This window comes from Serratia sp. N21D137 (assembly GCF_047530005.1).
Lineage (GTDB): Bacteria > Pseudomonadota > Gammaproteobacteria > Enterobacterales > Enterobacteriaceae > Chania > Chania fonticola_B.
This window is the reverse complement of sequence record NZ_JBLJAJ010000001.1, coordinates 180,518-192,981: the sequence shown is the minus strand read 5'-3', so window position 1 is coordinate 192,981 and position 12,464 is coordinate 180,518. Positions and strand designations below refer to the sequence as shown.

General features: G+C 50.3%; 10 protein-coding genes and 1 tRNA gene. 10 read left to right on the top strand and 1 reads right to left on the bottom strand.

What is annotated here, in order from left to right:
• The first annotated feature begins 100 nt into the window (after window positions 1-100).
• The 6 genes from ACMV5H_RS00880 to ACMV5H_RS00855 all read left to right on the top strand — a co-directional run bounded on the left by ACMV5H_RS00880 (window position 101) and on the right by ACMV5H_RS00855 (window position 5,466).
• Entirely contained in the window at window positions 101-904 is an 804-nt protein-coding gene (locus ACMV5H_RS00880) for a histidine phosphatase family protein (protein ID WP_021806352.1), read from the top strand.
• A 532-nt stretch (window positions 905-1,436) separates the two neighbouring features.
• Window positions 1,437-2,171, top strand: coding sequence for a nucleoside recognition domain-containing protein (locus tag ACMV5H_RS00875; protein ID WP_414821309.1), 735 nt, complete (start codon window positions 1,437-1,439; stop codon window positions 2,169-2,171).
• A 16-nt stretch (window positions 2,172-2,187) separates the two neighbouring features.
• Window positions 2,188-2,649, top strand: a complete 462-nt coding sequence (locus ACMV5H_RS00870; protein WP_115159346.1) for a YjiG family protein — start codon at window positions 2,188-2,190, stop codon at window positions 2,647-2,649.
• Between the two features lie 96 nt (window positions 2,650-2,745).
• Window positions 2,746-3,858, top strand: a complete 1,113-nt coding sequence (locus ACMV5H_RS00865) for a M20 family metallopeptidase (RefSeq protein WP_094981420.1) — start codon at window positions 2,746-2,748, stop codon at window positions 3,856-3,858.
• A 161-nt stretch (window positions 3,859-4,019) separates the two neighbouring features.
• Window positions 4,020-4,553 (top strand): type IV toxin-antitoxin system AbiEi family antitoxin, encoded by a 534-nt coding sequence (gene abiEi, locus ACMV5H_RS00860; RefSeq protein ID WP_115159334.1) that lies wholly within the window; start codon window positions 4,020-4,022, stop codon window positions 4,551-4,553.
• A complete protein-coding gene (locus ACMV5H_RS00855) occupies window positions 4,546-5,466 on the top strand; it encodes a nucleotidyl transferase AbiEii/AbiGii toxin family protein (protein ID WP_115159333.1) in 921 nt (306 codons plus the stop codon). The genes abiEi and ACMV5H_RS00855 overlap by 8 nt, the downstream gene beginning before the upstream one ends.
• 202 nt (window positions 5,467-5,668) lie before the next feature.
• Here the strand turns inward: ACMV5H_RS00855 and ACMV5H_RS00850 are convergent.
• Window positions 5,669-5,744, bottom strand: a tRNA-Phe gene (locus ACMV5H_RS00850).
• Window positions 5,745-6,137: 393 nt separating this feature from the next.
• Between ACMV5H_RS00850 and ACMV5H_RS00845 the strand changes: the two genes are divergently transcribed.
• The 4 genes from ACMV5H_RS00845 to ACMV5H_RS00830 all read left to right on the top strand — a co-directional run bounded on the left by ACMV5H_RS00845 (window position 6,138) and on the right by ACMV5H_RS00830 (window position 12,113).
• Window positions 6,138-7,319: a NupC/NupG family nucleoside CNT transporter gene (locus ACMV5H_RS00845; protein ID WP_021806306.1), complete on the top strand. Its 1,182-nt coding sequence runs from the start codon at window positions 6,138-6,140 to the stop codon at window positions 7,317-7,319.
• Between the two features lie 68 nt (window positions 7,320-7,387).
• A complete protein-coding gene (locus ACMV5H_RS00840) occupies window positions 7,388-9,331 on the top strand; it encodes a bifunctional 2',3'-cyclic-nucleotide 2'-phosphodiesterase/3'-nucleotidase (protein WP_373994982.1) in 1,944 nt (647 codons plus the stop codon).
• Window positions 9,332-9,348: 17 nt separating this feature from the next.
• Window positions 9,349-10,650, top strand: a complete 1,302-nt coding sequence (locus ACMV5H_RS00835) for a pyrimidine-nucleoside phosphorylase (RefSeq protein ID WP_037375733.1) — start codon at window positions 9,349-9,351, stop codon at window positions 10,648-10,650.
• Window positions 10,651-10,766: 116 nt separating this feature from the next.
• The gene (locus ACMV5H_RS00830; protein WP_414821308.1) at window positions 10,767-12,113 is read left to right on the top strand and encodes an OprD family outer membrane porin; all 1,347 of its coding nucleotides are present in this window, start codon (window positions 10,767-10,769) and stop codon (window positions 12,111-12,113) included.
• Window positions 12,114-12,464: the final 351 nt, after the last annotated feature.

Genomic DNA, 12,464 nt, shown 5'->3' with positions numbered 1-12,464 from the left:
AGGTTTAGGTTTTTTTTTGCCTTAAAATCAGCTGATACAACAAGCAGGTAGGAGCACACTCCCCGGTAACGGATATATGCTCATCTGCGGAAAGTTAACAATGATACAAACCAACACCATTGAGGAAATAACCATGAAACGGTTTTCACTATTACTTGCTCTATTGTCTTCACTTATTTTTAGTCCGCTGTTGGCTTACGCTGAAACAGCAGGTGATAATACAGTCACCATTTATGTCACCCGCCATGGGAAAACCATGTTTAATACCGTACATCGGGTTCAGGGGTGGGCAGATACCCCATTGACTACCGCAGGCGTGACGGTTGCTGAACAACTTGGCAAGGGGCTGAAAGAGGTTGAATTCAAAAAGGTGTATGCCAGCGATCTGGGGCGAGCTCGTCAAACTGCACGTATTATTTTAGCCGCAAAAGGGCAGCCGTTGGACATCGTCGAAAGTGAGAAACTGCGTGAGTTCTGCTTTGGTATTTACGAAGGCGATCTCGATGCCAATATGTGGGGAGCCATCGCCACCAAGCTTGGCTATGAGTCGGAAAAAGCGCTATTCGGTGATTTTGCCAATGGAAAGTTGCCATTTGACAAGATGTTCGGCGGTGTTGCTCTGGTCGATACCAGCGGTGAAGCTGAAACGTTTGCCACCGTCAAAGCACGTATGCAATCAGAGCTAAAAGCTATCGCTGAAGAAACGGCAGCTCAAGGGGGCGGTAACATACTCCTGGTTTCACATGGAGCCGCTATTCTGGCAATGGTAGCGGATATGAGCTCTACACCCATTGTTGCGCCACTCTCTAATGCTAGTGTTACGCAGATTACTTATAAAAACGGTGAGTTTACCGTGGGTAAACTGGGTGATATGAGCTATGTAGAAAAAGGTGCAAAGCTCTGATTGGGCGGTGAGCTAAAGGAAATTAAATAGAATGCTCTGTATCCATAGACAATCATGCCGTCTATTTTTTATCAAGGCAGGGTCTATGGATATACACGACGGTACCTAGATTAGCAGTGAAAACGCTCTGTCACGTAGTGGCAACCTAATTTGAGGCGTGTGTCTCAAAGTAAATATAATTCTGCTAATTTAATTAAATATTAAAATTCAAGTGACAAAAAAGCACAACCCTGTTGGGCAGAATAATGCATCAGTTGGCAATGTTATGAGCATACTAAATCAGACTATGGTGTGAACACACTTGGTAATATATGAACATATTTTGTCATAACTTCATTAATAAATCGTTATTTTGAACAGAATAAAATGCCAACAACGTCATGCTTTATAAGTTAAATTTATCTTTGCACCGGATTTATTGATCGCCATCAGGATACTCATGTACAAAAAATACGCACAGTAGACCATTCATAAGCCGATGCTGTTATGACTAGCACTGGGTTATTTTGTGACACTCTGATAAGGAAATAGCATGAGCGGACAGCAACAAAATATCACCTCATCTGCAACAGAAACGGCTCCCGTTCGCTGGGGAGCCTACGTGGCGCTACTTTTTGCCATGGTATTCTTTTCCGGGCTTCTCGGCGGTAAAGAATGGTATGGCGTGTTTGATTTCACGACATTGAACGGGTCTTTCGGACGGGTCGTCAGTGGTGTGACTCAAAGCAACGAGGCATTAAACGTCTCCAACAGTACCTTTCGTGGTACCGGCGGTAACGGTGCCATGGACGGTTTTCTCTTCGCCTTCGGCTTGATACCTGCTGTCATGTTTGCCCTTGGCATGATCAATGTACTGGAGCACTACGGTGCGCTGAATGCAGCACGTAAACTGTTAACCCCACTGTTGCGCCCGTTGCTGGGGCTGCGTGGTAATACCGGTTTGGCACTGATTGGCAGCCTGCAGAGCACGGATGTTGGCGCCTCACTAACGCGCAAACTGGCTGATGAGGCACAGATTACAGAGAATGAAAAAGACGTTTTCACCATGTTTCAGTTCTCTGTAGGTGCCATGATCACCAATTTTTTCTCCTCTGGTGCCATTCTGTTCACTTTGGTTGCCGCTGACGGCACCCTGGCTGTTCCCGCCTCAATCGGCCTTTGCATCCTCGTGATGTTTTTTATGAAAATCGTTGGCGCAAATATTTTACGTTTGTTGCTGAAAATGCGTCGTCAAGATAACGCATCTTCTGAAATCCACAAGGCATAGGGAGATCACCATGAGCATGACGACTGAATCCAAACCCATGATCACCGATGTTTTTGTTGCCGGGGCACGTAAAGGTTGGGCCATTGCCACAACCAGTACGTTGCCCAATGTTCTGATGGCCTTTGTGGTGATCAAGGCGCTCACCATCACTGGCGCACTGGATGGACTGGCTTTCATTTTTGCTCCCCTGATGCAGCTGTTCGGCTTGCCGGGCGAGGCGGCAGCGGTCCTGATTGGCGGCTGGATGTCAATGGGCGGTGGGATCGGCGTAGCTGTTAGCCTGTTCGATAGCGGGATCCTGACGGGAGAACATCTGGCTATCCTGGCACCGGCCATCTATCTGATGGGGTCCCAGATCCAGTATGCCGGACGTATCCTTGGGGTCATTGGCACCAACGCCAAACTGATCCCGTTGATGATAGCCATCTCGGTACTGAATGCATTCGGAGCCATGCTGCTGATGCACATTTTTATCTAGTAGCAGTGCGACCTGAAGGGCGAGTGCGAGATCGTACTCTCCTGCGATTTAATTTCAGTGCACGCACAGCCTGCACAAAAGAACAGGGGAAACACCATGCAATTAGACGACTATCTGGCAGAATTGGCCTCCTTGGTTAATGTGGACTGCGGTACCAATACGTTGGAAGGCGTTGCCACCGTTGCTGCCAATATGCATGAGAAATATCAGCAGCTCGGCTGGCACAGCGAAATTGTCGATCTTGGCGATAAAGTGGGGCCCGGCGTTTTTGCTGCCAACAAACCCAATAGTCCACACTTTGATGTGCTACTGGTAGGTCACCTGGATACGGTTTTCCCAGTAGGTACCGTAGCGATGCGCCCTATGAGCATTAAGGAGGATCGCGCCTATGGCCCCGGTGTGGCGGATATGAAGAGCGGGCTCCTTAATATTCTTTGGGCAATGAGGGAACTGTCTGCAGAGGCGAAAGAGCGTCTCTCTATCGCGATTGCCATGAACCCTGATGAGGAGACGGGTTCGGTTTATTCACATGAATGGATTGGCGCACTGGCGAAACGCAGCCGCTGCGTGTTGGTGTGCGAGGCCGCCCGTGCGGATGGCTCACTGGTCAAGGCCCGCAAGGGAATGGCTCGCTACGAGCTGGAATTTCACGGTGTCGCCACCCACGCTGGTAACGATCCTGAGAATGGGCGTTCCGCAATCAATGAAATGGCCCACTGGATACTTCATCTTAACCAGTTAGCCAATGCGCAACTGGGGACGACCCTGAACGTTGGAGTGGTGAGTGGAGGTTCTGCGGCCAATGTAGTTGCGGACTACGCGCAAGCGATAATTGATGTCCGCTTCTGGCAGAACGACGAATTTGAGCGTGTTGACCGGCTAATGCGAACCACGACGCCTCACTGCTTTACTGCCGATGTTCGCCTCAATGTGACATTACAGGCTCATGTGCCCGCCATGTCACCCTCAGAAAAAACCGAACAACTGATGGCGAAGGTGGAGTCTGCGGGGAGGTTGGAGAATATTGACGTTCGCTGGCAGGCCGTCGGTGGCGGTTCTGATGCCAACCATACCGCCGCGCTTGGTATCCCCTCACTGGATGGTTTTGGTCCAATTGGCGCTGGCTTCCATAGCCCGGCAGAATATCTGGAGTTGTCCAGCATCGAACCCCGAGTGCGTCTCTTGCGTCGGGTGATTGAAACGCTTTGACCTCTTCTGCGCAACGATGAACAAATTCAGAAGCAGAATAGTGCCTTCATCTTTACTACAAAGACACAGATAAGTGTTATTTTTGTATAGATAACCGTGCTAAACTCTCTTGTGTGTACAAAAAATACTCATGTAAAGGTCTTTCATGTAAAGGTGTGGCAATGAACAAACTGACAGCCATCAACAAACTGGATGAGTTCAGCCGTAACGGGCGTTACGTTTTTCATTTGCGAGACTTTGGCAAAATCTTTCCCGATGAGTCGGAGCGGGCACTGAAAGCGTCAATTAAGCGTTTGGTGGAAAGCGACATTCTCACGCGTGCGGTCTATGGTGTGTATGTTTACAATCGTGCCACACAGGATAGTTATATTCTTGAGCACATTGTTAAAACCCTGCGTCGGGGTGAGTATAGCTATGTCAGTCTGGAATCCGCGCTGTCGCAATATGGGGTAATCTCGCAAATCCCAATTGATCGCTTAACGGTCATGACTACCGGGCGAAGTGGTGAATATCAAACGCCATGGGGCGTTATTGAATTGACCCATACGGCACGTTCCGTCAATGATATTCTGGCCGGGACGATTGAAACGAAATCCCCCATCCGCTTTGCTAAAAAAGAAACGGCAGTCAGAGATTTGCTCCGGGTTGGGCGCAATACTCATTTAATTGATAACACGGAGCTGACGAATGTCTAAACGTATCATTTTTGACACTCTAGTTACAGAGGCAATTCGGCAGAATGGACTGGCGGCGCTCCGGCCTGTGGTGGAAAAAGAACTGCTGCATTACGATATATTGTTCTGCCTGTCAGAAGCTGGATTATTGAAGAGCCTGACGTTTCAGGGGGGAACTTCACTCAGGCTATGTTACAACTCAAACCGTTTCAGTGAAGATCTGGACTTTGCCGGAGGAACTGAATTCTGTTCGGCTGATCTGGCTGAAATGAAAGAGTGTATTGAGGATTACCTCGGTAACCGCTACGGACTGGAAGTGACGGTTAAAGAACCGAAAGAGCTGCGTAATGAGCCAGCCTATGCGGAAGTCAACGTTGATAAATGGCAGATTTCGGTCACTACCGCACCCGAACGACGCGATATTCCCTGGCAGCGTATTAAGATTGAAGTAGCCAATGTTACCGCCTACACTCGCACGGTCAGGCAACTGGTGCGTAACTACTCCGTATTGCCGGACGGATACAGCGATATATTAATTAACGTTGAAACATTAGACGAAGTGATGGCGGATAAACTGCTCGCTTTCCCTGCTTCGACTAAGCATATTCGCTATCGGGATATGTGGGATCTGGTGTGGCTTAAGCAACAGGGGGCAAGTTTAAATTCGGCGCTGGTGAGTAAGAAATTGTCGGACTACCATGTTGAGAATTTTAGAGAGAAACTCCAAGCGCGAATTGACTCTCTGACAAGTATTATCTCTGGGGTTGAATTTTACCAAGAGATGAAACGATTTATTCCCGCACCTGTTTATCAAAATACTCTAGGAAAAGATGGTTTTTCGTTATTTTTGCAGAGTGCTTTGGTTGAGCTTTTAACCCAGTTGAGAAAGGAGTTATATGAGACTGGTAATACGATGGACTCGTTTGTTTTGTGATGGCTTTCTGGAAAGATCTCTCTCAATGATAGAAAAAGGGTGCCTGGACTCGGACAAATCCGTCTGGAACAGATTTAACAATGCTATGCGTTGACCTGAAAGGGGAAGCTACGGGGATGTAGCTCATAATCGAACGTAGTTCGATAGAGAGTCCACATTTCAGAAAGCAAAGAACCCGCCATAGGCGGGTTCTTCTAAATGATGGTGCCCGGACTCGGAATCGAACCAAGGACACGGGGATTTTCAATCCCCTGCTCTACCGACTGAGCTATCCGGGCAACGGGGCGCATTAAACCGTATTTGGCCCTGTGTCGTCAATGGGTTTCTGTCACAAAGCCGAGCGATTGCTCTAATTTCAAGCAAGGGCAGGATTACCTTCCTGCGCCAGCATTCTCCCTTATCCCCCAAGCGCCGAAGCCAGCGACCAAAAAACTCCCCCCAGCAATGTTCATCTCTGTCTATTCCATAACCGATTCAATGTTAGTGATAAGTACAACATGTTACATATATGTATTTTAAGGCTATTGTGATTTTTAAATGTGATCTGTGTAACTTTAATAACATATTCTCTGTGTTATGTTTCGATAATAACATCATCAGTTCTCGGCATGTGCCAGGGTACAAGGCTGGTCAACAGAACGTAAAGGTTCGCAGATAATTTTGGGGAAAAGATGAAATATATCATAGGGATAGTGTGTATCGTTACTATCTGTATTTTGGCACTTTTAGTGAGCAACGATCGCAAAAACATCCGCTATCGTCCGATTTTCGTCATGCTGGCCTGCCAGTTTTTGATGACCGCACTGCTGCTGAAGACCGACGTAGGTAATAAAGTGATTGGCGTGATTGCCGAGGTATTTGGCAATTTACTCTCCTACGCCAACGAAGGGGTGAACTTCGTCTTTGGTGGTTTGGTGAACCATGGCGAGATCTCTTTCTTTCTGTCCGTTTTGCTGCCTATCGTGTTTATCTCCGCGCTGATCGGCATCCTGCAACACTGGCGCATTCTGGGCTTTATCATCAAGTACATCGGCCTGGCGCTGAGCAAGGTCAACGGCATGGGACGCTTGGAGTCCTATAACGCGGTGGCTTCGGCGATCCTCGGCCAGTCTGAAGTGTTCATCTCGGTAAAAAAACAGCTCGGCCTGCTGCCGGAGCACCGCCTGTATACGCTGTGTACCTCGGCCATGTCGACGGTATCAATGGCGATTGTGGGCGCTTACATGGTGATGCTTGATCCGCGCTATGTGGTGACTGCCTTGGTGCTGAACCTGTTTGGTGGCTTTATCATGGCGTCGCTGATCAACCCTTATCAGGTCAAGCCTGAGGAAGACATTCTGGATGTCATTGAAGGGGAGAAGCAGAGTTTCTTCGAAGTCTTGAGTGAATACATCCTCGATGGTTTCAAGGTGGCGATTATCGTTGGCGCGATGCTGATCGGCTTTATTGCGCTGATCACCATGGCTAACGCGTTATTCACCGCTGCATTTGGCATTTCCTTCCAAGGCGTGTTGGGTTACGTGTTCTCTCCATTGGCTTTCCTGGTGGGCGTACCATGGCACGAAGCGGTGCAGGCCGGTGGCCTGATGGCAACCAAGATCGTCAGCAACGAATTTGTTGCCATGCTCAACCTGTCGCAGGGTGACTACAACTTCTCTGAACGCACCATGGCGATTATCTCGGTGTTCCTGGTGTCGTTCGCCAACTTCTCCTCTATCGGCATTATCGTCGGTGCCATCAAGGCGTTGGATTCCAAGCAAGGTAACGCCGCAGCCCGCTTTGGCCTGAAGCTGCTTTACGGCTCCACGCTGGTCAGCTTCCTGAACGCCGCCGTCGTAGGTTTCTTCTTTTAATTAGCTCAAGGCCACATCGAGAGGTTGTGGTCTGCTAACGCTATAACAATAAGGAATATGTGATGAAAATGACTTCTCCCCTCAAGCTATCGTTATTGGCCCTGTTGGTTGCAGGCGCTGCGCATGCCGCAACGGTGGATCTCCGTATCATGGAAACCACCGACGTTCACGGCAACATGATGGATTATGACTATTACAAAGATAAAGCCACCGCTCAGTACGGCTTGGTGAGAGCGGCCACGTTGATTGATGCTGCCCGTGCGGAAGCGACCAACAGCGTGCTGGTCGATAACGGCGATATCATCCAGGGCAGCCCGATGGCGGACTATGCTGCAGCCAACCTGAAAAAGGGCGATGTACATCCGGTTTATCAGGCGATGAACACTCTGGATTATGCGGTCGGCAGCCTGGGCAACCACGAGTTCAACTACGGGCTGGATTACCTGAAAATGGCGATTAGCGGGGCCAAATTCCCGTACATCAACGCCAACGTCTATGACGCCAAGACCAACAAGCCGTATTTCAAACAGTACCTGATCGTAGACACGCCGGTAAAAGATACCGAGGGTAAAGAGCATAAGCTGCGCATCGGTTATATCGGCTTTGTACCACCACAGGTAGTGCTGTGGGACAAGGACAAGCTGTCGGGCAAGGTGATTGCCAAAGATATTACCGAAACCGCCAAGGAGCTGGTGCCACAGATGCGTAAGGAAGGGGCGGATATCGTGATTGCTATCGCCCACTCCGGCATCTCTGCCGATCCTTACAAGGCGCTGGCAGAAAATTCGGTCTACTACCTCACGCAGGTTCCAGGCATCGATGCCATTACCTTTGGCCACTCTCACGGTATTTTCCCAAGCAAGGATTTCGCCGCTATTCCTGGGGTAGATCTTGAAAAGGGGACGGTCAACGGCGTACCTGCCGTGATGCCGGGCCACTGGGCGGATAACCTGGGGGTGATCGATCTGGTGCTGGAAGGGGAAACCAATAAGTGGAAGGTGGTCTCCAGCCGTGCAGAGGCTCGCCCAATCTTTGATAAGAAGAATGACAAATCGCTGGTCGATGCCAAGGCCACGCTGGTGAAAACGTTGGAACAGGCGCATAACGACACCCGTGAATTCGTTAACAAGCCGATTGGCACCATTGCCGAAGACACCAATACCTATCTGTCATTAGTGCAGGACTCCTCGGCCATCCAGATCATCCGTGCGGCGCAGAAAGCCTACGTTGAGCACTTTATTCAGGGCGATCCGGATCTGGCTGATATCCCGGTGCTTTCTGCTGCGGCACCGTTCAAGGCGGGTGGCAGGAAGAACGACCCGGCGGCCTTCGTTGATATGCGTAAAGGGCCTCTGAGTTTCCGTAACGCGGCCGATCTTTACCAGTATTCCAACACGCTGGCGGCAGTGAAAGTGAAAGGCAGCGATCTGAAAGAGTGGCTGGAGTGCTCTGCGGGCATGTACAACCAGATCGACGTGAAAAGCGATAAGCCACAGTCACTGCTTAACTGGAACGGCTTCCGGGCCTACAACTTCGATATGTTTGACGATCTGAGCTATCAGATCGACGTGACCCAGCCTGCGCGTTATGACGTGGATTGCAACGTGATCAATCCTCAGGCCCAGCGTATCAAGTCGCTGACCTATAAAGGTAAGCCGGTGGTGGCTGACGCGCCATTCCTGGTTGCCGTGAACAATTACCGGGCATTTACCGGCAAGTTCGCCGGCACGGGTGAAAAAAATATCGTTATCTCCTCGCCGGATGAAGTGCGCACTATCGTGGCCAATTACATCTCCGAGCAGACCAAACAGCATGGCGCATATAAGCCAGAGGTAAAAAACAACTGGCGGATCGCGCAAATTACTGCGGATAAGCCGTTGGATATCCGCATCGAGACTTCACCAAGCCAGAATGCGGCTGATTACATTAAACAGTCCGCTCAGCATCCAATGACGCTGGTAGGAAAAGACGATATCGGCTTTGCCGTTTACAAGATCGATTTACAGAAATAAAGATCCGGGGAATGACAATGAGAATGGTTGATATCATCGCCAAAAAGCGCGATGGAAAAGAGCTGACTACGCAAGAGATTGAGTTTTTTGTTAACGGCTACACCCGGGGAGATATTCCTGATTACCAGGCCAGTGCGCTGGCGATGGCGATCTTCTTCCAGGATATGAACGACCGTGAGCGTGCCGATCTGACGATGTCGATGGTGAACTCCGGTGACGTGATCGATCTCTCGGCGATCGAAGGCGTCAAGGTAGACAAGCACTCCACTGGCGGCGTGGGTGATACCACCACGCTGGTGCTGGCACCGCTGGTAGCGGCGCTGGATATCCCGGTGGCGAAGATGTCGGGCCGTGGCCTGGGGCACACCGGTGGCACTATCGATAAGCTGGAAGCGGTGGCCGGTTTCCACGTGGAAATCTCCAGCCAACAGTTTATCGAGCTGGTGAACCGCGACAAGGTGGCGGTAATTGGCCAGACCGGTAACCTGACCCCTGCGGATAAGAAGCTGTATGCGCTGCGTGATGTGACCGGTACGGTGAACTCTATTCCGCTGATTGCCGGTTCGATCATGAGCAAAAAGATCGCTGCGGGTGCAGACGCCATCGTACTGGACGTGAAAACCGGTGCCGGTGCATTTATGAAAACCACCGAAGATGCCGTTGAGCTGGCCACGGCGATGGTGCGCATTGGTAATCACGTGGGCCGTAATACCATGGCGGTGATCTCCGATATGTCGCAGCCCTTGGGCTACGCCATCGGTAATGCGTTGGAAGTGAAGGAAGCCATCGATACGCTGCGTGGTGAAGGACCGGAAGATCTGACCGAGTTGGTCATGCAGTTGGGTAGCCAAATGGTAGTGCTGGCGAAAAAGGCCGACACGTTACCGGCTGCGCGCGCCATGCTGCAAGAGGTGATCGATAACGGCAAGGCGCTGGCCAAGTTCCGTGACTTCCTGGCCAACCAGGGCGGCGATGCTTCAATGGTGGATCATCCAGAGAAGCTGCCGCAGGCTAAATACCTGATTGAGGTGCCGGCCAAGCAGGCGGGTGTGGTCGCCAACATTGTGGCCGACGAAATCGGTGTGGCAGCCATGTTGCTCGGTGCCGGTCGTGCCACCAAGGAAGATGACATCGATCTGGCCGTGGGCCTGATGATGCATAAAAAAGTCGGCGATCGGGTCGCCATCGGTGACTCACTGGTGACGATCCATGCCAACCGCCCGGATGTGGAGAACGTCATGGCGAAAATCTATGACAGCATCACCCTTGCCGATAAGGCGCAAGCGCCAAAACTGATCCATACCATTATTACAGAATAATACTATTAGCCGTGTGTCACCCTGGTTGCAGGGTGACACATTTTTTTCATTATCTAGAAATAATTTGATTGAATTAAAATAATTCTGGGTGAGCAAATAGAAAACGGAATTTTTCTATGTATCAAAGTAATAAATTCAAAATAAAAAAACCACTGGCACTGTTTGCACTGATGTTCTCTTTACCCCTCTGCGCAGAGGAAATAAGAGTAAGCGATCATCTCTTCTCAAGCTTTATTAATGATAGCCACGCAGACCTTTCTTTCCGTAACGTGTTTAAAAATTTAAGCACCGAGGATTATGGGGAGCGCTCCATCCAAACGGCCTGGGGGCAGGGGATCACCCTTGATTATCAGTCCGGTTATTTTGCGGATATGTTGGGAGTCGACGCTTCTTATTATGGCGTGATTAAACTGGCCGCCAGCGATGATTTCTGGGGCCGTAGCGTGTTGTATAACGACAACGGTCAGGCCAAAGGTTTCAACAAGATTGGGCAGCTCTATCTGAAAGGGCGTTTGGGTGATGATGATACCTATCTTCACCTTTATTCCGGTTGGCAGCAGATTAAAAAATGGGGCGCACTCAATAACTCCACACGTGCCATTCCAAGTACCTATCTGGGCTTGCGTGGCGAAGCGGCAACCGGGCCAGTGCGGGTACGCGGTGCCTACGTAACTCGCTATAGCGACAGGGACTCTCCGGATAAGATCCATTTCCTCACTGCGGATAAAAAGGAGATCAGCAGCATTGCGACCGGTGAATTGAGCTATAGCGATCACGGCTATAGTGCGCTCTATTTCCTGGGTGAAAGCCATAATTATATGCAACGGCACGGGGTGGAACTGGGTTGGCAACCGGCGTCCTGGGCAGAAAATCGCCTCAAGTTTGCCACCCAGCTGTATTACAACCATGGTCTGCAAGATTGGACCCGCATGTCCACCCGTCACAAGACGTTCGATGACGATGCCTACCATTATGCGATGTACGCCGAATGGCGCGCCGAGCGTTGGAAGCATAAGGTTGGAGCTTCATACACCCGGGCCTCACTCGATAATGGTAACGGGTTGGGGCGCTTTGAGTGGCACCTGGCCAAACACAGCCGCGGCACCTTTAACTCAATGGCCGACAGTTGGGGTAACGACTATGTGGGCGATAAGGAAAAGATGCTGGCCTGGACCTTCGGCTATGCCGTTACGCCAGAGGTTGAGCTGGGGATGGTCACCAACTATGGCTGGGGGATGAAGTACCGTGGGCATAGCATCGAGCGTGGTGAAACCCTGGTTTACTCCCGTTGGACGCCGTCGCAGCCTGCGCTGAAGAATCTGGCGCTCCAGCTGTCCGGTGGCCCATCCTGGAACTACCAGAGCCAGAGCAACCAGCCTAAGCTGACCTCGGATGGCAAGCCGATGCGCGCTCAGAACCACTCGATTGAATTCCAGGTGGATTACAAGTTCAACCTGTTCTAATCAACTCCTGCCTAGCCGTGTGGTTTTCCACACGGCATCAATAAATAATTATGCATTAATAGTAACTATTAACCGGCTTGAACCCTCGAAAAAAACGTGTAATCATTGCGCGAATTTCCCACTTCATCACAGAGGAGTACAGGCATGACGGCTTTAACCACCTCGGCGCAGCTGCGCTCCAGAAGTCTGATGACGCCCTCACTCCGTGTTTCCTTAACGCCATTTATGCGAACACCGCTTCCTCTTATGCGGTAAAGCTAGCCAATGCTCGCTGTTAGGCATGATTAAAAATAGAGCTGCGGCTCTGATTTTACTGATGTCTATCGGACGCTGCCGATCCCAGTCCCCGAT

Bases quoted from the DNA above. Each gene is read 5' to 3' on its own strand.
- ACMV5H_RS00845 (WP_021806306.1), top strand. From the start codon at position 6,138: ATGAAATATATCATAGGGATAGTGTGTATCGTTACTATCTGTATTTTG.
- ACMV5H_RS00865 (WP_094981420.1), top strand. From the start codon at position 2,746: ATGCAATTAGACGACTATCTGGCAGAATTGGCCTCCTTGGTTAATGTG.
- ACMV5H_RS00840 (WP_373994982.1), top strand. From the start codon at position 7,388: ATGACTTCTCCCCTCAAGCTATCGTTATTGGCCCTGTTGGTTGCAGGC.
- ACMV5H_RS00870 (WP_115159346.1), top strand. From the start codon at position 2,188: ATGACGACTGAATCCAAACCCATGATCACCGATGTTTTTGTTGCCGGG.
- ACMV5H_RS00855 (WP_115159333.1), top strand. From the start codon at position 4,546: ATGTCTAAACGTATCATTTTTGACACTCTAGTTACAGAGGCAATTCGG.
- ACMV5H_RS00835 (WP_037375733.1), top strand. From the start codon at position 9,349: ATGAGAATGGTTGATATCATCGCCAAAAAGCGCGATGGAAAAGAGCTG.
- abiEi (WP_115159334.1), top strand. From the start codon at position 4,020: ATGAACAAACTGACAGCCATCAACAAACTGGATGAGTTCAGCCGTAAC.
- ACMV5H_RS00875 (WP_414821309.1), top strand. From the start codon at position 1,437: ATGAGCGGACAGCAACAAAATATCACCTCATCTGCAACAGAAACGGCT.
- ACMV5H_RS00880 (WP_021806352.1), top strand. From the start codon at position 101: ATGATACAAACCAACACCATTGAGGAAATAACCATGAAACGGTTTTCA.
- ACMV5H_RS00830 (WP_414821308.1), top strand. From the start codon at position 10,767: ATGTATCAAAGTAATAAATTCAAAATAAAAAAACCACTGGCACTGTTT.